General features: G+C 71.5%; 19 protein-coding genes. 10 read left to right on the top strand and 9 right to left on the bottom strand.

Going from position 1 to position 20,615, the window contains the following annotated elements:
* The first annotated feature begins 19 nt into the window (after window positions 1-19).
* Window positions 20-1,048 (top strand): tellurite resistance/C4-dicarboxylate transporter family protein, encoded by a 1,029-nt coding sequence (locus ACH4F2_RS04540; RefSeq protein WP_398131177.1) that lies wholly within the window; start codon window positions 20-22, stop codon window positions 1,046-1,048.
* On the opposite strand, the gene ACH4F2_RS04535 is transcribed toward ACH4F2_RS04540, so the two are convergent.
* Complete coding sequence (locus tag ACH4F2_RS04535) at window positions 1,026-1,379, bottom strand: hypothetical protein (RefSeq protein WP_398131176.1); 354 nt, start codon at window positions 1,377-1,379, stop codon at window positions 1,026-1,028. The genes ACH4F2_RS04540 and ACH4F2_RS04535 overlap by 23 nt on opposite strands.
* A 313-nt stretch (window positions 1,380-1,692) precedes the next feature.
* On the opposite strand from ACH4F2_RS04535, the gene ACH4F2_RS04530 reads away from it, so the two are divergent.
* Window positions 1,693-2,748 (top strand): NlpC/P60 family protein, encoded by a 1,056-nt coding sequence (locus tag ACH4F2_RS04530; protein WP_398131175.1) that lies wholly within the window; start codon window positions 1,693-1,695, stop codon window positions 2,746-2,748.
* Here the strand turns inward: ACH4F2_RS04530 and ACH4F2_RS04525 are convergent.
* Entirely contained in the window at window positions 2,732-3,082 is a 351-nt protein-coding gene (locus ACH4F2_RS04525; protein ID WP_398131174.1) for a hypothetical protein, read from the bottom strand. The two genes, ACH4F2_RS04530 and ACH4F2_RS04525, sit on opposite strands and share 17 nt — an antisense overlap.
* A 231-nt stretch (window positions 3,083-3,313) precedes the next feature.
* Between ACH4F2_RS04525 and ACH4F2_RS04520 the strand changes: the two genes are divergently transcribed.
* Both ACH4F2_RS04520 and ACH4F2_RS04515 read left to right on the top strand, forming a co-directional pair.
* Complete coding sequence (locus ACH4F2_RS04520; protein ID WP_398131173.1) at window positions 3,314-3,676, top strand: ArsR/SmtB family transcription factor; 363 nt, start codon at window positions 3,314-3,316, stop codon at window positions 3,674-3,676.
* Window positions 3,673-4,713, top strand: coding sequence for a TIGR03086 family metal-binding protein (locus ACH4F2_RS04515; protein ID WP_398131172.1), 1,041 nt, complete (start codon window positions 3,673-3,675; stop codon window positions 4,711-4,713). Before ACH4F2_RS04520 ends, ACH4F2_RS04515 begins: the two co-directional genes overlap by 4 nt.
* Before the next feature lie 15 nt (window positions 4,714-4,728).
* On the opposite strand, the gene ACH4F2_RS04510 is transcribed toward ACH4F2_RS04515, so the two are convergent.
* Complete coding sequence (locus ACH4F2_RS04510; RefSeq protein WP_398131171.1) at window positions 4,729-5,475, bottom strand: LuxR C-terminal-related transcriptional regulator; 747 nt, start codon at window positions 5,473-5,475, stop codon at window positions 4,729-4,731.
* Window positions 5,472-6,764 (bottom strand): PspC domain-containing protein, encoded by a 1,293-nt coding sequence (locus ACH4F2_RS04505; protein ID WP_398131170.1) that lies wholly within the window; start codon window positions 6,762-6,764, stop codon window positions 5,472-5,474. The genes ACH4F2_RS04510 and ACH4F2_RS04505 overlap by 4 nt, the downstream gene beginning before the upstream one ends.
* Before the next feature lie 180 nt (window positions 6,765-6,944).
* Between ACH4F2_RS04505 and ACH4F2_RS04500 the strand changes: the two genes are divergently transcribed.
* Complete coding sequence (locus ACH4F2_RS04500; protein WP_398131169.1) at window positions 6,945-8,390, top strand: PspC domain-containing protein; 1,446 nt, start codon at window positions 6,945-6,947, stop codon at window positions 8,388-8,390.
* Window positions 8,377-8,622: a hypothetical protein gene (locus ACH4F2_RS04495; RefSeq protein WP_398131168.1), complete on the top strand. Its 246-nt coding sequence runs from the start codon at window positions 8,377-8,379 to the stop codon at window positions 8,620-8,622. Before ACH4F2_RS04500 ends, ACH4F2_RS04495 begins: the two co-directional genes overlap by 14 nt.
* A gap of 267 nt (window positions 8,623-8,889) precedes the next feature.
* On the opposite strand, the gene ACH4F2_RS04490 is transcribed toward ACH4F2_RS04495, so the two are convergent.
* Window positions 8,890-9,417: a DoxX family membrane protein gene (locus ACH4F2_RS04490; RefSeq protein WP_398131167.1), complete on the bottom strand. Its 528-nt coding sequence runs from the start codon at window positions 9,415-9,417 to the stop codon at window positions 8,890-8,892.
* A 256-nt stretch (window positions 9,418-9,673) separates the two neighbouring features.
* Window positions 9,674-10,969 carry a hypothetical protein gene (locus ACH4F2_RS04485; protein WP_398131166.1) on the bottom strand — a complete coding sequence of 432 codons (1,296 nt, stop codon included), beginning with the start codon at window positions 10,967-10,969 and terminating at the stop codon, window positions 9,674-9,676.
* A gap of 202 nt (window positions 10,970-11,171) precedes the next feature.
* Between ACH4F2_RS04485 and ACH4F2_RS04480 the strand changes: the two genes are divergently transcribed.
* Together ACH4F2_RS04480 and ACH4F2_RS04475 are read left to right on the top strand one after the other, a co-directional pair.
* Window positions 11,172-12,086 (top strand): DUF4429 domain-containing protein, encoded by a 915-nt coding sequence (locus ACH4F2_RS04480; RefSeq protein ID WP_398131165.1) that lies wholly within the window; start codon window positions 11,172-11,174, stop codon window positions 12,084-12,086.
* A 148-nt stretch (window positions 12,087-12,234) separates the two neighbouring features.
* Window positions 12,235-12,717, top strand: coding sequence for a pyridoxamine 5'-phosphate oxidase family protein (locus ACH4F2_RS04475; RefSeq protein WP_398131164.1), 483 nt, complete (start codon window positions 12,235-12,237; stop codon window positions 12,715-12,717).
* A gap of 9 nt (window positions 12,718-12,726) precedes the next feature.
* On the opposite strand, the gene guaA is transcribed toward ACH4F2_RS04475, so the two are convergent.
* The gene (guaA, locus tag ACH4F2_RS04470; RefSeq protein WP_398131163.1) at window positions 12,727-14,307 is read right to left on the bottom strand and encodes a glutamine-hydrolyzing GMP synthase; all 1,581 of its coding nucleotides are present in this window, start codon (window positions 14,305-14,307) and stop codon (window positions 12,727-12,729) included.
* Window positions 14,308-14,653: 346 nt separating this feature from the next.
* On the opposite strand from guaA, the gene ACH4F2_RS04465 reads away from it, so the two are divergent.
* The gene (locus ACH4F2_RS04465; RefSeq protein WP_398131162.1) at window positions 14,654-14,950 is read left to right on the top strand and encodes a chorismate mutase; all 297 of its coding nucleotides are present in this window, start codon (window positions 14,654-14,656) and stop codon (window positions 14,948-14,950) included.
* Between the two features lie 842 nt (window positions 14,951-15,792).
* Window positions 15,793-16,905: an LAETG motif-containing sortase-dependent surface protein gene (locus ACH4F2_RS04460; protein WP_398131161.1), complete on the top strand. Its 1,113-nt coding sequence runs from the start codon at window positions 15,793-15,795 to the stop codon at window positions 16,903-16,905.
* 72 nt (window positions 16,906-16,977) lie between these two features.
* Here the strand turns inward: ACH4F2_RS04460 and ACH4F2_RS04455 are convergent, their stop codons facing one another.
* Window positions 16,978-18,795, bottom strand: a complete 1,818-nt coding sequence (locus ACH4F2_RS04455; RefSeq protein WP_398131160.1) for a GMC family oxidoreductase N-terminal domain-containing protein — start codon at window positions 18,793-18,795, stop codon at window positions 16,978-16,980.
* Between the two features lie 41 nt (window positions 18,796-18,836).
* On the bottom strand, window positions 18,837-20,450 hold the full coding sequence (locus ACH4F2_RS04450; RefSeq protein WP_398131159.1) for a succinic semialdehyde dehydrogenase: 1,614 nt from the start codon (window positions 20,448-20,450) through the stop codon (window positions 18,837-18,839).
* Window positions 20,451-20,615: the final 165 nt, after the last annotated feature.

The following is a 20,615-nucleotide window of genomic DNA, read 5'->3' as shown; positions in this document are numbered from 1 at the left end:
GCTCTCTAGCATCGGGCCCATGTCATCCGGCACCTCACCCACCTCCCCCTACCCGCTGCGCGCCTGGTGGGCGCAGCGTCCGCCGGCGGCCGGGGCCGCGGTGATGGCGACCGGCATCCTGTCGGTCGCCCTGCACCTGACGGGCCACGAGATCCTGTCCCGGATCGCCCTGGTCCTGGCCTGCGCCGCCTGGCTGACGCTGGCGGCGAACTTCGTCTACCTGCTCCTGGTCGAGCGCGCGCAGTGGGTGACGCGAGCGGGGACGCCGGGCGCGCTCACCGCCGTCGCCGCGACGACCGTGCTCGGCACCCGCTTCTCGCTGCTCGACCGGCCGGTCCTGGCGTCGGCCCTGCTGGCACTGGCGGCGCTGCTGTGGCCGGTGCTGCTGCTCCTGGTCGTACGGCACTGGGGGCGCAGGATGCCCGGCGCGGTGTTCCTGGGCTGCGTGGCCACGGAGGGTCTCGCCGTGCTCGGCGCCACACTGGCCGCGGCCACCTCGACGCCCTGGCTGGCGTACGCGTCCGTGGTGCCGTTCTGGCTGGGGATCGTGCTCTACCTGATCGCGCTGTTCCGCTTCGATCTGCGGCAGGTGGCCCGGGGCTCGGGGGACCACTGGGTGGCGGGCGGCGCCCTCGCCATCTCGGCGCTCGCCGGTGCCAAGCTGCTCGCGGCGGCCGGGACGGGCATGCACCTGTGGAACAACGACGACTACGCCGTCCTGCACGACGTGACCGTCTTCCTGCTCGCCCTCGACCTCGCCTGGTACGCCGTACTGCTCGCCGCCGAGATCGCGTGGCCCCGGATCCGCTACGACGTGCGCCGCTGGTCGACCGTCTTCCCGCTCGGCATGACGGCGGCGGCGACGCTGTCCGTCGCCGCCGTCATCGACGTCCCGTGGCTGGACGCGCCCGGCCACGCGTTGCTGTGGTTCGCGGTGGCCGCGTGGCTGGCGGTCGCGGCGGGGGCGGTCGCCCAGGCCAGGGCCGGGCTGCGGTCCCCGGCCACGGACGCGGACGCGGCGGCCCTCAGGTCCACAGCACGGCGATGAAGATGTTCGCCACGGTCAGCAGGCCCACCAGGCCGAACAGTGGCTTCTCCACCTTCTCGTCGTCGCGCTTCACGTAGACCAGGCCGAGGATCACGATCAGCAGCGCCAGCTTCACACCGATCTTGATGTTGTCGACGGACTGGTCGTCGGCCTGGTTGAGACCGACCAGGGCCACGCCGGTGACCAGCATCGTCAGCGCGCCGTGCAGCATCGCCGGAACGAAACGGGCCGTGCCCTGGCCCATCGCCTTCATCTGGGTCAGGAAGCCCCCGAGGAGCGACGCGATGCCGATGATGTGCAGGCCGACGAAGATGTGGATGAGTACGTCCATGGGGCCGGAGCCTAATGAGGGCCCCGGACACCCTCCGACACCGGCCCGCCCGGACGCGGGGCGCTGCGCGGCACTCGCCCCGCACATGCGGCCCCATAACACCACACACCCCTCAGCCGCCCCCGATCCGGCACATCGGTCATCACCCTGCGTGAAGACGACGACCCCAGAAGAGGACCCTGCTCACATACGGTCACCGTCCGGTCCGGTACCGCCACTTCCGCGCATCCCGTCACCTGGCCACCACCGCCACGCCTAGCGTCCACCCCCCAGGCAACCGGAGTCGAGCCGTACGGAAGGACGTGGATCGCAGGTGGGAACGCACCGCAGGCCGCGACAGCGCATGACGGGCGGCGGGAGAGCCCGTACGGCGGCCACGATCACCCTCGCGGGCGCGGCCACCGCGGCGAGCCTGGGCGGGACCGGGCACGCCGACCCGGAGCCGACGCCGACGCAGGTGAAGGCCGAGGTGGACAAGCTCTACCAGGAGGCGGAGATCGTCACCGAGAAGTACAACGGCGCGAAGGAGAAGGCGGACGCCGCCGAAGAGCGCCTGGAAGAACTGCGGGACGAAGCAGCCCGCAAGGAGCTCCGGCTGAACTCGGCGCGCGAGGCGCTGGGCTCGGTCGCCGCCGCCCAGTACCGCAGTGGCGGCCTCGATCCGGCGCTGCAGCTCGCCCTCTCCTCCGACCCCGACGAGTACCTCGACGGCGCCGCGTTCGCCGAGCGGGCGAGCAGCAGGCAGACGGCCGCCGTCGGCCGGGCACGCAAGGAACTGCGGGACATCGAGCAGCTGCGCGGCGCCGCGCGCGTCGAGGTGACCTCCCTGACGGCGCGCCGGGCCGAGCTGGAACGCCACCGCGAGACCATCACCGGCAAGCTCGGAGCGGCCCGCCGCCTGCTGTCCCGGCTGACGGCCGAGGAACGCGCCCGCCTCGACGACAGCACCGGCGACCGCGCCTCGCGCTCCTCGGCGGACCCCCGGGCCTCCCTGTCCGCCTCCTCCGCCCAGGCCCCCGGCTCCCGTGCGGCTGCGGCCGTCACCTACGCCCACCAGAAGATCGGCAGCCCTTACGTCTGGGGCGCGACCGGCCCCGACGCCTTCGACTGCTCGGGCCTCATCCAGGCCGCCTACCGCGCGGCCGGCGTCTCCCTCCCCCGCACCACCTACGCCCAGATCGACGCGGGCCGCCGCGTCTCACGGTCCGAACTGCGTCCGGGGGACCTGGTGTTCTTCTACCCGGGAATCAGTCACGTCGGCATCTACATCGGCAACGGCCGCATGATCCACGCCCCGAACCCCTCGGCCCCGGTCCGCGTCGCCCCCGTCGACGAGATGCCGTTCGCGGGGGCTACGCGGGTGGCGTGACGGCTCGGCGGCGTCGGTCAGGGGCGGCGAGTGCCGCCTCGCGGGCGAGGGCGACGGCGCGGGACTCGGCGACCGGCGGAGCCTTCTCGACGGCGTACCGGGCATCACCACGCGGCGCGACGGTACGGCAGCCCTGGCACAGCCCACCGGCGAAGGCGGCGGGAGGCCCCGGTACGCCGCACTCGGTGCACTCCGGCATGAGACGGCCGAGGAGGCGGGGCTCGGCGACGGCCGGTACCGGTTCCCGGTCCATGGAGGGCGTTGGGGTGGGCGGCAGCTTGTCCCGCAGCCGACGGGCCACGAGCCCGCGCGGCGAGTGAACGGCGTCGGGCAAAGCCGCAGGTGAGGGCCTGCATCAGAGAGACAGGACTCGCCCCCCGTTCCGAGCGCCGGTACGCGCGTACGCGATGAAAGCGGTCCAGGCCGCCCCCTCGACGGCGAACCGAGGACTCCGGGGCCTGAGCTTCGAGTCCCGCGTTATTCAACCGACGGGTTGACCACACGGCGATGACGTCCGTAGATTTATTCAACCAATCAGTTTACAACCTGAGGTGTGAGGTGTGAGGTGTCCGACGACCGGCTGACCCAGGTGTTCGCCGCACTGGCCGACCCGACCCGGCGTGACATCGTGGCCCGTCTTGCCGCCGGGGACGCCACGGTCAACGAACTGGCCGACCCGTACGACATCAGCCTCCAGGCCGTCTCCAAGCACATCAGGGTCCTGGAGGACGCCGGTCTGGTCAGTCGCAGCAGGGACGCCCAACGACGGCCCTGCCACCTCGAGGCGAAGGTCTTCGACCTGATGACGAAATGGATCGAGCGGTACCGGCAGGAGGCGGAGGACCGTTTCCGCCGCCTGGACGCCGTCCTCGAGGGAATGGACGAGCAACCGACGACGAGCATCACGACGGAGGGAGCAGCATCATGAGCAACCCCACGCCCGGTCCCCGCGACGGCACCCGAATCGAGGCCGACCCCACCCTCCCCACCATCCTGATCACCCGGGAGTTCGACGCTCCGCCCGAGCGGGTGTTCCGCGCCTACACCGACCCCGGCCTGGTCGTCCAGTGGCTCGGCCCGCGTCGGCTCACCATGCGGATCGACCGGTACGACGCGCGCAGCGGCGGGTCGTACCGCTACGTACACCGCGCGGACGACGGGACAGAGTACGGCTACCACGGCGTGTTCCACGAGGTACGCCGCGACGAGCGCATCGTCCAGACCTTCACCTACGAGGACACGCCGGACAGCGTCAGCCTGGAGACGGCCGTCTTCGAGGACCTCGGTGGCCGCACCCGGCTGGTCGCCAAGTCACTCATGGACTCCGTCGAGGCCCGCGACGCGATGCTGGCCGGCGGGGCGGAGGGCGGCATCCGGGAAGGCCACGAACGACTCGACGAACTGCTCCGCGGCAGGGCGGCCGCCGATGAGCACCGCAGGATCGCCCGGGACTTCACCGAACGGGTACGCGGGGTGTCCGCGGGCGCCTGGGAAAGTCCCGCTCCGTGCGAGGGCTGGGTCGCCCGGGACGTGGTGCGCCACCTCGTCGAGTGGTTCCCCGCCTTCCTGAAGTCCGGCGCCGGAATCGAACTGCCGAAGGGTCCGTCGGTGGACGACGACCCGGTCGGAGCCTGGACGGTGCACAGCGACGGCGTGCAGGCCCTCCTCGACGACCCCGCCACGGCAAAGGAAGTGCTGTCGAATCCGCACATCGGAGAGGTCCCACTGGACCAGGCGGTCGACCGCTTCTACACCTCCGACGTCTTCATGCACACCTGGGACCTGGCACGGGCCACCGGCCAGGACGAGAGCCTCGACCCCGGCAAGTGCGCCCAGCTGCTCGAAGGGATGCTGCCGCTCGACGAACTGCTGCGCACCGGCGGTCAGTACGGCCCGCGGATCGAGGTATCCGACAGCGCCGACGTGCAGACTCGCTTGCTCGCCTTCATCGGCCGCACCCCGTGACGCACCCCCCGACGGTCACACCAGCCGCCGCGCCGTCGCCCACCGCGTCAGCTCGTGCCGGTTGGACAGCTGGAGCTTGCGGAGGACCGCCGAGACGTGGGACTCGACCGTCTTCACCGAGATGTAGAGCTGCTTGGCGATCTCCTTGTACGCGTAGCCTCGGGCGATCAGACGGAGCACCTCGCGCTCGCGCTGGGTGAGGCGGTCCATGTCCTCGTCGACCGGCGGGGCGTCGGTGGAGGCGAACGCGTCGAGGACGAAGCCGGCCAGACGCGGGGAGAAGACGGCGTCGCCCTCCTGGACGCGGAAGACGGAGTTGATCAGGTCCGTGCCCGTGATCGTCTTGGTGACGTAGCCCCGGGCACCGCCGCGGATCACGCCGATGACGTCCTCCGCCGCGTCCGAGACGGACAGGGCGAGGAAGCGGACGGGCTGCTCGGCGTCGCTCATCAAGGGGGCGCAGCGGCGCAGGACTTCGACACCACCGCCCCCTGGGAGGTGTACGTCGAGGAGGACCACCTCCGGCCGGGTCGCGGTGATGACCGTGACGGCCTGGTCGACGTCGGCGGCCTCGCCGACGACCTCCACACCGGTCTGCGAGGTCTGGCCGATCTCGGCCTGGACGCCGGTGCGGAACATACGGTGGTCGTCGACGAGCACCACACGCACGTGGCGCTCCCCCGCGCCGCCGTTCGCCGGCTGTGCGGGCTGGGCCGCCTCGCCCGCTCCCACTGTTCCGTTCGCCTCGGTCGCGTCGCTCATGACGTCTTCTCCGCCCTCTCCATCTCCAGCTCGACCTCCGTGCCGCCGTCCGGCACCGCGCGCAGCCGCGCCGTGCCGCCGTTGCGCTCCATGCGGCCGATGATCGATTCTCTGACGCCCATGCGGTCGGCGGGTATCGAGTCGAGGTCGAAGCCGGGGCCGCGGTCCCGGACGGACACGAAGACCGTCCTGCCCTCGACTTCGGCGAAGACCTGAACGGCGCCGCCCTCGCCACCGTACTTGGCGGCGTTCACCATCGCTTCGCGTCCGGCCTGCATCTGTGCGCTGATTCTCTCGTCGAGCGGGCAGTCGCCGACGACCACGACCTCGATGGGGACGCCGTGCTTGTCCTCGACCTCGGCGGCATTGCGCTTCACGGCCTCGGCGAGGGTGGTGGGTTCGTCGTCCTCGTCCTTGCCATTGCCCTCCGGCTTGTAGAGCCAGGCGCGCAGGTCGCGCTCCTGGGCCCGGGCCAGGCGGCGCACCTCGCCCGCGTTCTCCGCGTTGCGCTGGATCAGGGTCAGGGTGTGCAGCACCGAGTCGTGGACGTGCGCGGCGACCTCGGCACGCTCCTGGGCCCGGATGCGCATCAGCCGCTCCTCCGACAGGTCCTGCGTCATGCGCACCAGGTAGGGGCCCGCGAGGAGCGTTATCCCGACGAGGACGGCGAGGGCCGCCTGGAGAACGGAGCCGAGGTGTGCGGCGGACCCCTGGAGGACGAAGATGCCGGTGACGCCGGCTGTCACCAGCAGGACGCCGGCGACGGTGCGCAGCAGGGTGACGGTGCGCCGATGGCGCCCCACCTCGGCCCAGCGGGCCCGGCGTGCGTTGTCCGCCTGGCGCCAGACGAGGGCCACGCCCGCGCCGACGAGTACGGTCGGCCAGAGGTAGGCCCTGGCTCCGCCGCCGAGATCGACGTTCCCCACGAAGACCAGGGCCACGACGACCATGAGAAGCAGGGCGACGATCTGGCCCTTGTCCGGTTTGCGGGTGACGAGTCTGCGGCGGCCGTCCGGCGAGGTCTCGGCGGTGACGAGGGACGGCGGCCGCTGGGCGTCGACGCCGCCGACGCCCAGCGGTACGAAGAACCAGAAGGCCGCGTACAGCAGCGCGCCGAGGCCGTCGGCCATGAACAGGCCGACGAAGGCGAACCGTACCCAGATGACGGGCAGCCCGAGGTGTCCGGCGAGCCCCCGCGCCACGCCACCGAGCCAGCGTCCGTCGCTGCTGCGGTAGAGCTTGCGCGGCGGCCGCGGTTCGACGAGTGGTGCTGCTGCGGCTTCCGGCATGACACTGATGGTCACACGGCCGGGGGAACCGGAGCATCAGGGTCGGTCCCCGAGACTCCCCTGATCTTCGGGCCGCCCGTGCTCCGAACACTCCCCCGGCGCCGCATCAGGGCCGATATCAGGGTCCGACCAGGGTCGAACCGACTGCCGTCCCGGTGCCGCGCCCGTCACCATGGACTCATGACAGATCACGAGCACGCCGCGACGGGTCCGGGACCCGGCCTCGGCCCGCGCCCACCGCTGGGCGCCGGACCGCAGGCCGCCGCGCCCGCCGCGGATGCCGCGGGTGCCGCGCCCACCGCGGGGGGCGACGCAGCCGACGCGGGCGTTCCCGCCGGCACCGATGTCCCCGGTCCTCCCCACAAGTTCCGGCGCGACCGGCGGCACAAAACGCTCGCCGGGGTGTGCGCGGGCCTCGGACGGCAGTGCGACATCGATCCTGTGATCTTCCGGATCACCCTCGCGGTGCTCTCCGCGACCGGCGGCATCGGCCTCATCTTCTACGGCTTCGCCTGGCTCTTCGTCCCCTACGACGACGAGGACGAGAACGAGGTGCGCAAGCTGCTGACCGGCCGGGTCGACGGCCAGGCGCTGGCGGCCGTGCTGTTCGCCCTGGTCGGCTGCGGGGTCTTCCTGACCATGCTGAACAACGGCGGGGTGCTGACCTTCGCCGTCATACTCTCCCTCCTGCTCGCGGGCGCCGGGTACTGGTCGCGCCAGCGGAAGGCTCCCGACCCCGACCCCCTCTCCGCCCAGGCCGTCGCCGACGCCCCGCCGGAGGCCCAGGCACCCCCGATCATGTTCACCTGGCCCTCCTGGTGGCGCGACCCCATGGTCAAGGACGGCAGCCACGTCGGCGGGACGGGCTATCTGTGGGGCCCACCGGACTCCGAGGACCGGGACATCGCGGCGGCCGTCAACATCGGCCGCGGGATCCAGAGCGGCGACCGCGTCGCTGCGGGCGACCGCTGCTCGAGGTCTCCTCAGCCGCGCGGCACCCGCGGCATCGGCGGCTGGGTGTTCCTCTTCGCCCTGCTCGCCGGCTTCCTCGGCACCCGGCTGACCTGGGACGAACACCCACTCGGCACCAGTCTGCAGACCGGCCTGGCCTGTGCGCTCGCCGTCTTCGGCGTCGGTATCGCGGTCAGCGCCTTCCTGGGGCGCACGGGAGCCGGGTCGATCTTCCTGGCGATCATCACGGCGGGACTGCTCGCCGGATCGGCCGCCCTGCCGAAGGACGTCGGCACCGAATGGGTCCGGACCACCTGGGAGCCCACGACGGTGGCCGGCGTGCGCGAGCAGTACGACATCGGTACCGGCAGCGGCACCCTCGACCTGTCCCGGCTGGACCTGACCGAAGGCCAGACCGTCACCGCTCGGGCCGACGTGGGCGTGGGCCGAATACGGGTCATCGTGCCGCAGGACGTGACCGTGCGGCTGAGCGTCGAGGTGGGCGTGGGCGACATCCAGCTGCCCGGCGACGACAAGAAGGACGTGGACGTGGCACCGGGCAAGCACAAGGAGGTCACCCTGTCCCCCACCACGGGCGGCAAGGACACCGGCACGCTCGACCTCGACCTCCAGGTCGGCGTCGGCCAGGCGGAGGTGACCCGTGCTGCGTCATAGGTTCCAGCCCGGACGGCTGGTCGCCGGCGTCTTCCTGACCCTGGCGGGCGTCATCTACGCCGGCGACGCGGGCGATCTCTGGGACACGCCGTGGTTCGTGGTGATCCCCGTCGTCATGGGCGGCCTCGGTCTGGCGGGAGCGGTCGGATTCCTGACCCGGTCCGTACACCGACGCCGCGGTGCACTCCACGCGGCGAGAGGGGACGAGCCCCGGGCGGACCTCCCCGGTTGAACGGCTGACGGTGCTCGGACCGTCGATGCCTGGGCGGCCGCCCCACGGAGTACGGCCCTGCCGGGCGCCGGCTCCCGCGGGACACGGCTCACGGACGTACCGTCGGCCAGCCTCGGGTCGGGCGGCTCACATGAGCTGGGCGTGAACATTGCGGGAGCAAGTGTTCACGCAGGGCGCGGAGGGTCCCGAGGAGCACTCCGCCCGCAGGCTCCGCCGACAAGGCGTGCGCTGCCGCACCTGCCGGCTGCGGACCTACCGGCTGCGGACCTACCGGTACCCGCCCGTCCGCTGGCGCCGTCGGGAGCGCAGGGCGGCGTCCACCGAGAGCAGCGGGGCGCCCGCGAGGACGAGGGGGACCCAGGCCATGAGGTAGGCGAGATCGTTGCCGTAGTAGTACGGGTCGGAGGCCCAGCTGACGGTCAGCCACAGGCTGAGTGAGATCAGCGCGCCGCCGAGCGCCGCCAGGCGGGTCAGCAGTCCGAGCAGGGTGCCGATGCCGACGGCCAGCTCGCCCAGCGCGATGGCGTAACCGAAACCGGCGGGGCTCTTCAGGGCCAGGTCGACCAGGGAAGGGATGGCCGAGGAATCGCGGACGGTACGCATCATGTCGCCGACGGAGCCGGCGCCCGCGTCGTTCATGAAGGCGCTGTCGGTGAGTTTGTCCAGGCCCGCGTAGATGAAGGTGACACCCAGGAAGATCCGCAGAGGCAGGAGGGCGTACCGGGTGGCCTGGTCCCGCCAGTCGCCGCCGCCCGGGTGCGAGGTGTACGCATCCGTCCGCATGCCGTGAGTCATCTTTGCCAGCCGCCTCTCGCCCGCGCGTGCCGAGACCCGCTCAACAGACCATACGTACGACCCATACGTACGACGTGCAGGCCTCGCTCAATCCTTCTTCGACCGGTTTCTTCCTGTCGGTTCCGACAGACTGCCGCTTTCGACAGATTGCCGCTTTCGAGAGGCTGCCGTTTTCGAGAGGCTGCCGTTTCGACGGATCGCCGGTCGGCAGCGGGCCCGGTGCAGTGGACTCGGCGGCGGTCTCGGCGGCGGTGTGTCAGTCCGTCACGTCGATGGCGTACCGATTGGTTTCCACGCCCGCGCTCGTGACCACCTGGACGTCCACGCGGCCCGGTTCCACGTCCGCCGGCACGGGGACCGTCAGCAGGTCGTCCGTGGGGTTGCTGAAGCCGCCGGTCACGGGGACCAGGGGCACGTGGACGTTGACCGCGCCGATGCGGACGACCATCCGGGACAGCCGGTCCGCGCGCTGAGCACCCGGTGGGACGAAACCGGCGCCGCGGATCTCGATGTCGTCACCGGTGCGGATCGGCGCGTCCAGATCGCCGGCCTCCCGCGCCCGGACCACGGACAGGATCACGGGACGCCCGCCCTCCGCGTACTTCCCCGCCACGTAGGTCGCCGCCGAGACCAGCACCAGGATCGCCAGCCCCCACGGCAGGTCGGGCAGTTGTTCCGGGCGCCGGGCCAGCCGTACCGCCGCGAACACCAGGGCGACGGTGCTGATCACCACGTACTGGATGTCGGCGAAGGTCCCGCGTCCCGCGTCGTCCGTCAGCAGGTCGGCCGCGCGTGGCCGGTCCGCCCGTACCTTCTGCAGCCGCTGCCCCAGCACCCGCAGTCCGACGACCCGCCGCACCAGGACCGCGATCCCGCACACCACCGCGAGCACGGTCACCGCTCCGGCGCCGCGGGCGAGTTCGAGCCCGGAGATCAGCGCGTCCCGCCGGCCGTGGCCCGAGGCAACCGCCAGCTGTCCGGCCAGGACGAGTACCGCGTAGGCGACGAAGAGCACCCAGAGGGCCGCCACGGCCCGGGACGTGGACAGACGGTTGTCCTCGCCGATGACCGGGGCCAGCGCCCCGCCCCGTGCCCGGTGGAACCACGACGCCGCCGTCAGCGCACCGGCCACGACCAGCGCAGCCGAGAGCCCGGCGGTGCGCGCCGCCGTCCAGCCGGCACCGATCGCGGTGAGCGACTGTCCGAGGAGCAGCAGCACGACCGCGGCCCACACGACGGCCGCCGTGCGGCGCCCCAGGCCCGCGAGCCAGGCGCGGCCCTCGGCGCGACCGCGTTCGGCGACGAGCCCCGCGGACTGGGTCAGCTCCTCCGAGACCCACTGCCGGGAAGCGGAAGGTGAGTGGGCCACCGCGGCCGGCAGCCCTTGTCCGGCCGCGAACTCGTCCCGCCTGAGCAGGAACGCGGCGACCGCCCGGCGGTGCCCCTCACGGGCGCCGTGCGGACAGTCCCCGCAGGTGCAGCCGCCCCCGTGCGCCGCCTCGTACGCATCTTTGTCCGAGCCGCTCCCGCGTCTCGCCTCCTGCACCGCCACGCCCGACGCCCGCCTTCCCGAACCCTGCGAAAACCCAGTATCGACAACTCCGGCTCCGCCCGCGGCAGAACTCGTAAGTCCCGTGGGACGACTGCGGATTGTGCCGTACACAGCCCCCTGCGCGCCTGCCGCCCCCGGTCCGCTCTGCTCAGCGCGGGTGACACGCGGACCGTCGTGTTGACCCGGCTGCGAGAATTCCCTTATGGCCGAGATCATCCAGCGGGACGGGACCTGGGCGTTCGACGGCGGCACGGTCCGGATCACGCCGGGTCTGCACCGCTCGGTGCCGTTGTTCCGGCAGACGTACGGAGAGGTCTCGGTGCCGCTGGAGGCCGTCGCGGGCATCGTCTTCGAGCCGGAACGCAAACGCGGGCGGCTGCGTCTGAGACTGCGCGAGGGCGCCGACCCACTCCTCCAGGCGACCGGCGGCCGGCTGCCCGACGCGGCGGACCCGTACCGGCTGACGGTGGAGGCCGACCGCTGCGGGGTCGCCGAGTACGTCGCCGAGGAGATCCGCCAGGCGCTGCTCCTCGACCAGGTCCCCAAGGAACCCACCAAGACCTACCTGCTGCCCGGGCCGCCGGTGCCGGTCTCGGTGCGTTCCTCCGACGGCACGGTCTCCTTCGACGGCACCCGGGTGCGGGTCGACTGGGCCGACACATCCGACCGGGTCAAGCGCGCCACCGGCCCGCGGGTCATCGACGTCGGCGACCTGACGCAGGTCGAGTGGCTGCCCAACTCCGGGTCCGAGGACGGTTTCCTGCGGTTCGTGACCCGGGAGACGGTGCTCTCCACGCTGCCGCCCGAGAAGGACCCGTACGCCCTGGCCCTGTGGGGAAGCGCGCGTCGCGATCTGCTCACCGCGCTGATCGCCACCGCGGTCACGGCCCGGCTCCCGCATCCGTCGACCCGTGCGGACGGCGCGGACACCGGGAGCGGGCCCCCGCCCCGGCGGCTCGCATCCGCCGTACCGCCGGCACCGGCCGTACGGTCCCCGGCGGATCATCACGACGTCCTGCTGCGCCGACTGCGCGAGTTGGGCGAGCTGCATCGCAGCGGCGTTCTCACGGACGCGGAGTTCGCCGTGACGAAGGCGGCCGTACTCAGGGACTTCTGAACCCAGGCACTTTTGAACCCAGGAACGCCTCGACCCGGGAACGTCTGAACCCAGGAACGGCTGACCCCAGGATTGCTGAGCGCGGGCGGATTCCGGATCGGTTCGATACCCGACACATGGTGTCGGGTATCGGGTCCACACTCGGTGCATGACATCGAGCATCGCCGCCAACTGGGCCGACTTCACCACCGCCGAACCCGCACTGGCCGCCACTGTCGAGGCACGCTTCGGCGCGTACACCCACCACACCCTCGCCACCCTGCGCAGGGACGGCTCGCCCCGCACCACCGGTCTGGAGGTGCGCTTCCTGGGCGGCGAGCTGTGGCTCGGCATGATGCCGGGCTCTCTGAAGGCGCTCGACCTGCGCCGCGATCCGCGGTTCGCGCTGCAGGCGAACCCGGGGGACGGCACCGGCATGGGCGGCGGGGACGTGCGGATCGGCGGCCGGGCGGTCGAGGTCGAGGACCCCGAGGCACGGGGGGCGTACGTGAAAGAGGTGGAACCGCCAGAGCCGTTCCACCTCTTCCGTACCGAGCTGACGGAGGTCGTGCGGACCTGCGTCGAGGGCGCCTGCCTGGTCGTTCAGGTCTGGCAGCCCGGGGAGCCCCTGCGCACGGTCAGGCGCGCGTAGGGCCGGGGATCACTCCCACTCGATCGTCCCCGGCGGCTTCGAGGTCACGTCGAGGACGACCCGGTTGACGTCCTTGACCTCGTTGGTGATCCGTGTCGAGATCTTGGAGAGCACGTCGTACGGCAGCCGGGACCAGTCGGCCGTCATCGCGTCCTCGGAGGAGACGGGTCGCAGCACGATCGGGTGGCCGTAGGTGCGGCCGTCGCCCTGGACACCGACGGAGCGGACGTCCGCGAGCAGCACCACGGGGCACTGCCAGATGTCACGGTCGAGGCCGGCCGCGGTCAGCTCCTCGCGGGCGATGGCGTCGGCCTCGCGGAGCAGGTCGAGCCGCTCCTTGGTGACCTCGCCGACGATCCGGATGCCGAGGCCCGGACCCGGGAACGGCTGGCGCTGGACGATCTCGTCGGGCAGGCCGAGCTCCTGGCCGACCATCCGGACCTCGTCCTTGAACAGCTGGCGCAGCGGCTCGACCAGCTCGAACTCGATGTCGTCGGGGAGGCCGCCCACGTTGTGGTGGGACTTGATGTTGGCGGTGCCGGTGCCGCCGCCGGACTCGACGACGTCCGGGTAGAGCGTGCCCTGGACGAGGAAGGCGACCTCGGGGCCGTCCTCCTGCATGATCTCCAGCTGCGCCTGTTCGAAGACCCGGATGAACTCGCGGCCGATGATCTTCCGCTTCTCCTCGGGGTCGGAGACCCCGGCCAGCGCCTTGAGGAACCGCTCCTCGGCGTCCACGACCTTCAGCTGCACGCCGGTCGCGGCGACGAAGTCCTTCTCGACCTGCTCGGTCTCACCCTTGCGCATCAGGCCGTGGTCGACGTAGACGCAGGTCAGCTGGGTGCCGATGGCCTTCTGGACGAGGGCGGCGGCGACGGCGGAGTCCACGCCGCCGGACAGGCCGCAGATGGCGCGCTTGTCGCCGACCTGCTCACGGATGGCCGCGACCTGCTCCTCGATGACGTTGCCCGTGGTCCAGTCCGGGCTCAGGCCCGCGCCCCGGTACAGGAAGTGCTCCAGCACCTGCTGTCCGTGCGTGGAGTGCATCACCTCGGGGTGGTACTGGACGCCGTAGAGCTTCTTCTCGTCGTTCTCGAAGGCGGCGACCGGGACGACGGAGGTGGAGCCGGTGACGGTGAAGCCCTCGGGCGCGGCGGAGCAGGCGTCGCCGTGGGACATCCACACGGCCTGCTCGGCCGGGGTGCCCTCGAAGAGGGTGGAGGACGACTTGGAGACCGACAGGTCGGTGCGGCCGTACTCACGGGCGCCGGAGTTGTCGACGGTGCCGCCGAGGGTCTGCGCCATCAGCTGGAAGCCGTAGCACATGCCGAAGACGGGGACGCCCGCCTCGAACAGGGAGCGGTCCAGGGTCGGGGCGCCGGGCTCGTACACCGACGAGGGGCCGCCGGAGAGGATGATGGCCGCCGGGTTCTTGGCGAGCATCTCGTCGACCGGCATGGAGCTCGGCACGATCTCGCTGTAGACCCGCGCCTCGCGGACACGACGGGCGATGAGCTGGGCGTACTGCGCGCCGAAGTCGACGACCAGGACGGTGTCGGGGGCGGCGGCAGCGGGAGTCGCTGATGACACGGGGTGCCTTCCGGCGGTCGGGCGGGGGTCTTGTACTCCTGATTCTACCGAGACGGTCAGGCCGCCCCGCCCCGCCTGCGGCGCCACGGCCGCCCGCCCCCATGTCTCACCATGCGAACCGGCTTGGACACCGTCCGTCCCCGGGGCATACTGACCCCATGCTCACGCACCAGACCTTCCTCTTTACCTATGGCAACCGGCCCACCGGCTGCCATGGTCGTGCTGCTTGAGCAACTGACAAGCGACTTCCCAGGCGCCCCGGGCCGACAAGGCCCGGGGCGCCTGGCGTTTCCGGGTTCTGTCGCTCCGGGGGCACCACCACCCCCTTCGACGAGGAGCCACCGAGATGACCGTCACCGCAGCGGACCAGGCGGACAAGACCGGCGCCCGCACCACCGAGGCCGCCGGTGTGATCACCGGCGCCCGTGAACGCATCGATGCGCTCGACGACCGGATCATCGGCCTGATCCAGGAACGGATGGCCGTCTCCGCCGTCATCCAGGAGGCCCGGATCACCTCCGGTGGCCGGCGCGTGAACCTCTCCCGTGAGATGGAGGTCCTCGACCACTACCGCCAGGCGCTGGGCAAGCCGGGTACGGCGCTGGCGATGACGATGCTGGAGCTGTGCCGCGGGCGCGTGTGAGTGTCGCAGCCGAGTTCGGGCGACTTCCCGGACTTCTCACCCGTACGGCGCGTTACCGGTGCCCGGGCCTTTCGTTGGTCCCGGTGTCCGTGCCAGCCAGGGGCGGGCCCGAAAGAACCACGCGTGGCTCGCTGGAGCGATGAGACGTGCGGATCGTGCCGTGCGTCGTGGGACCTCGCTCCAGAAAGTGACCGGACGGCAGGGGACAGCAGCCCGGTCACCCTAGAGAACGGCCGGCTCCGGGGACGCCCGGAGCCGGCCGACGGAATGGGTCCGAAACCGGACCGAACGGTTGCGGAGGCCTCCCCGTCCAGCCCGATGCGGTACGACGGAGAGGGCCGGAGCCCCGTACACAGCCCCACACACAACTCGTGCCACCCGAGACAAGCGGTGCAACCCCCCGGCGCCGCCCCCCAGGCACCGGCACCGCCCTGACGCCGGTGCCGGCCGAGTAAGGGCCCCGCGGCGCACACTCCGCGGGGCCCTTCGCCGTGCCATCGCCGTCCCCTTCGCCTCCCGCGCCTCCCCCTTCGCCTCCCGCGCCTCCCCCTTCGCCTCCTCAGTCACCTCAAGCTCCCCCACCTCTCCCACCTCCCCCACCTCAGACATCTCCCCCACCTCTGGCATCTCCCCCATCTCGCCCACCTCCCCGCTCACAGGCGTGACGCGGGTCACATAAAGTTCTTGTCAGGTCGGGCACAACCATTCACAGACTTCGCCGATCAAACAGGCCGAACCGATCGAGCAGATCGGTCCGAAGGGTCCACCGCGTCCCACACGCGGAGGCCTCCTCAGAGCCCCGTACCGCGAGCATGCGGTACGCCTGACTTCACGAGGTCTTCATGAAGCTTCGCCGCGCCATCGTGACCATGGCCGCGACGTCCGTCATCGCTCCGCTGGCGCTCCTGTCGGCACCGGCCGCCTTCGCGACCGAGAGCCCGGCCCCGGCAGCGAGCTCCTCGTCCGAGGCGGACACCTCCTCGGGCGACCAGAACTCCTCCTCCGACGGCAAGACCACCCCCTCGGAGGGAGAGAGCACCCCGACCGACGGCCAGTCCACGCCGTCGGACGGGCAGAGCACCCCCACCGACGGTCAGTCCACGCCGTCGGACGACGCGTCGACGCCGTCCGGCGACGCGAGCACCCCCGGCGGTTCCGAGACGACCAGCCCCGCCCCGTCGACGTCGGCGCCGACCGACGAGCCGACGGAGCCGGAGGACCCCGAGGCCGAGGTCCCGTTCTGCGAAGACGTCGACGCGGAGTACTCCGCCGCCAAGGTGTCCGCGGACATCAAGGGCCTGCCGGGCAAGATCGTCGCGGGCGACGGCCACCACGCGTTCCAGCTCGTCGTCACCAACGAGTCGAAGACCGACGTCAAGGAAGTCGCGTTCTACGCCGAGGTGGAGAACTACGAGTTCGAGGACGAGTCGAAGTTCCTCAGCTCGTACGTCGACCTGGAGTTCAAGAACCCCGAGACCGGCGCCTGGGACCGCATCGGCGACGACGAGTGGGCCGGTGACTACTTCTTCTTCGTGGAGAAGCTGAAGGCCAAGGCGAGCAAGACCGTCGACCTGCGGGTCAGCATCGACGCCAAGGCCCCGGCCGGTGACGCCTACTCCTTCGCCTTCGGCGCCTACCTGGACAACGTCGACGGCCAGGAGTGCATCGCCTCGGGCTGGGCCCAGTACGACTTCCAGGTCCTGAAGCCCGGCTCCGGCAACCCCGACCCGGGCACCGCCAAGCCGAGCGACAAGGGTGACAAGGGCGGCAAGGACGACAAGATCTCGGTGAAGAAGCCGCAGGGCAACGTCTCCGAGCTGCCGACCGGCAGCCTCGCCGAGACCGGTTCCAGCTCCGCGCTGCCGACGATCGGGCTCGTCGGCGGACTCGCCGTCGTCGTCGGTGGCGGCGCGGTGTTCCTGGTGCGTCGCCGTAAGGCCGGCATCGAGGCGTAACCAGCGGTACGGCAAGACGGGAAGGACCTGCGCTCGGAGGGGGGCGCAGGTCCTTCTGTGTGTCCGCCGCCGCTACTCCTTCGGCGGCACCGCCGGTATCCCCAGGAACGGCAGCCGCAGCGCGCCGAAGGCCTCCGCCGGGACCGCCGGGAACTTCGGCTCGACGGGGGCCATGCGCTCGTACGCCGCTCCCTGGACCGGGCGCGGGTCGCTCTCGCCCTTGTTCGGCCAGTACGACATCGCGCGCTCGGCCTGCGCCGTGATGGTCAGGGACGGGTTGACGCCCAGGTTCGCGGAGACCGCGGCACCGTCGACGACCGAGATGCCGGGATGCCCGTAGAGGCGGTGGTACGGGTCGATGACGCCCCTCTCGCGACAGGCGCCGATCGGGCAGCCGCCCAGGAAGTGCGCGGTGAGCGGGGTGCCCATCAGCTCGCCGACGTTGGAGCCGGCGAAGCCGCCGATCTCGGCCGCCAGGGCGGAGGCGCCCTCCGTCGCGGCCTTGATCTGCTTGGGGTTGGGCGAGCCGTGGCCCTGGCGTGCGGTGAGCAGGCCCTTGCCGACACCCGTCGGCTTCAGATGCGTGGTCAGGGAGTTGTCCAGTGACTGCATCACCAGGCCGATGATGGTCCGCTCCGACCAGCGCCGGTTGGACAGGGAACGCAGGACCCGCGAGGGGTGCCTGGCCGCGTGGCCCAGGAAGCCCAGGACGCGGGACGCGCCCGAGGCGTTATGCCCGGCATAGGGGACCTGGAGGATCGACAGGCCGCCCATCGAGTTGGATCCCTTGCCGTAACGGACCGGCTCGATGTGCGTGTCGGCGTCCGGGTGGATCGAGGACGTGATGGCGACGCCCCGCGTGAAGTCGGCCCGCGGCTCGCCGGTGGCCCTGCGGTAACGCCGGTCGTCGGTCTGGGCGCCGACCAGCGCCTCGGAGTTGGTGCGGGTCAGCTCGCCGAGCCGGTCGGACAGGTGGGGGAGCCGGCCGCTCGCCTTCATGCGGTGCAGCAGGGTCTGGGTTCCGTAGGTGCCGGCGGCGAGGACGACCCGGCGGGCCGTGAAGGTGCGGCCCGCGTCCTTCTTCCGCCGGTCGGTGGGGAGGGTGGCGATCGCGAAGCCGCCGCGTGAGTCGTCGGTGACGGAGACGGCCGTGGTCATCGGGTGCACGACGGCGCCCGCCTTCTCGGCGAGGTACAGGTAGTTCTCGTTGAGGGTGTTCTTCGCGCCGTGCCGGCAGCCGGTCATGCACTCGCCGCACTCGTTGCAGGCCTTGCGGTCGGGGCCCGCGCCGCCGAAGTAGGGATCGGCCGCCCGCTCGCCCGGCTCGGCCTTCGTCGTGCCGTCGCCGTCCTCGCCGTCGCCGAAGAAGACGCCGACCGGCGCCATGTGGAAGGTGTCGCCGACGCCCATCCGCTCGGCGGCGGCCTTCAGGTGCACGTCGGACGGGGTCATGGTCGGGTTCAGCCGGACCCCGAGCATGCGCCGGGCCTGGTCGTAGTACGGCGTCAGCTCGTCGTGCCAGTCGGTGATGTCCCGCCACTGGGGGTCGTCGAAGAAGGGCTTCGGCGGCACGTAGAGCGTGTTGGCGTAGTTGAGGGACCCGCCGCCGACACCGGCACCTGCCAGGACCATGACATTTCCGAGCAGGTGGATGCGCTGGATGCCGAACATGCCGAGCTTCGGGGCCCAGAGGTAGTTCTTGAGGTCCCAGGAGTTCCTGGGGAGGGTGCCGCGGGTGAAGCGGCGGCCGGCCTCCAGGACACCGACCCGGTATCCCTTCTCGGTGAGGCGGAGGGCGGAGACCGAACCGCCGAAGCCGGAACCCACTATGAGGACGTCGTAGTCGTACCCGTTCTCGTCCCGGGTCCGGGCGGATTTCTCCTGTGACACGTGCTCTCCTCGTTGAGAACGGGTACGGGTGGCGGGGTTGCTCAGCGGAGGCGGAGGGCCTTCATCAGGCGCAGGCTCCGGCTCATGAACTGCGCGTACTTCTCGTCGTCCATCCCGAGCGACGGCGCCATCGGCAGCAGCCGCTGGTGGGCGACCGTCTGGGACTCGGTGTACTTGAGGATGCCCTCGGAGCCGTGCCGGCGGCCGAGGCCGGATTCCTTCATGCCGCCCATCGGGGACTGGACACTGCCGTACGCGGACGCGTAGCCCTCGTTGATGTTGACCGTGCCGGTGCGCAGGCGGGCGGCGACCTCCCGCCCGACGCGGGCGTCGGTCGTCCACACCGAGGAGTTGAGCCCGTACGACGTGGCGTTGGCGCGCTCGACGGCCTCGTCCACGTCCGAGAAGCGGTACACGGAGACGACCGGCCCGAAGGTCTCCTCGCAGCACAGCGTCATGGCGTCCGTGACGCCTTCGAGGACGGTCGGCTCATAGAAGTACGGACCGATGTCGGGGCGGGCCACCCCGCCGGCCACGATCCGCGCCCCCTTGGCGACGGCGTCCTCCACGTGCCGCTTGACGGTCTCCAGCTGATGCCCGCTCACCAGCGACCCCATGTCGGCGCCGTAGGCCAGGGCGCTGCCCAGCCGCACAGCCCGGGTTCGGGCGGCGAAGCGGTCGAGGAACGCGTCGGCGACCGACTCGTGGACGTACAGCCGCTCGATGGAAACGCACAGTTGGCCGGCGGAGGAGAAGCAGGCGCGGACGGCACCGGCCGCCGCCTTCTCGATGTCGGCGTCCGCCAGGACCAGCATGGCGTTCTTGCCGCCCAGCTCCAGCGAGACACCGACCAGGCGGTCGGCGGCGACGGTGGCGACCTCGCGGCCGGTGCGGGTGGAGCCGGTGAAGGAGACGTAGTCGCCGTGCTTGACGACCTCGGGGCCGATCACCGGGCCGACGCCGATGACGGCTTGGAGGACGTCGGCGGGCAGCCCGGCCTCGATCAGCAGGTCACGGGCCCACAGGGCGGTGAGGCAGGACTCGGTGTCGGGCTTCATCACGACCGCGTTGCCCGCGACGAGTGCGGGCAGGGCGTCGCCCACGGAGAGTTCGAGGGGGTAGTTCCACGGCACGATCTGGCCGACGACCCCGCGCGGGTGGCGCAGTTCGGTGACCTTCGTGAGGGTCGGTACGGCGCCGGTGTGCCGCTTGGGCCGCAGGTACGCGGGAGCCTTGCGGCCGTAGTGCCGGGCGGCGACGGCGACGGCCTGGACCTCCTCGTGGGCGTGCAGGCGGGCCTTGCCGGTCTCCAGCTGGATGAGGTCGAGGACCTCGGCCTGGCGTTCGAGGACCAGGTCGTGGAAGCGCAGCAGGACGGCGGCGCGCTGCCGTACCGGGGTGCGCGCCCAGACGGCCTGGGCGGCGCGGGCCAGCTCGAAGGCGCGGGCCACGTCCTCGGGTGTCGACTCGGGCAGGTCGGCCAGCTTCTCGCCGGTGAACGGCGAGTGGTTGGCGGTGCGGCCGGAGCCGGCCACGCCCTTGGTGAGCTGGGCGACCAGCTCGGGCGTCACCACGTCGGCAGCGGTGCGGGCGCCCGCGGGGGCGGGGGCGAGAGGGTTCGTGCCGGTGATTTCCGGGGCCTGCGCATCCGTCATGAGCCGCAGGGTATGACGCCGCGAGGGCTTTGTGTACCCGTCGGTAATCGGGATTCACCGAGTGCTCACACATTGCCAGTGATCGCTGGCAACAAACCCACTGATCAGGGCGTTACGCGGGATGGCTGAACCTGACCGATTCCTGCCGCTCCGGAGCGGGGCCGG

Source organism: Streptomyces sp. NPDC017890 (assembly GCF_044328675.1).
Lineage (GTDB): Bacteria > Actinomycetota > Actinomycetes > Streptomycetales > Streptomycetaceae > Streptomyces.
The sequence above is the reverse complement of the archived record's forward strand: the minus strand, read 5'-3'. Positions and strand labels throughout refer to the sequence as shown.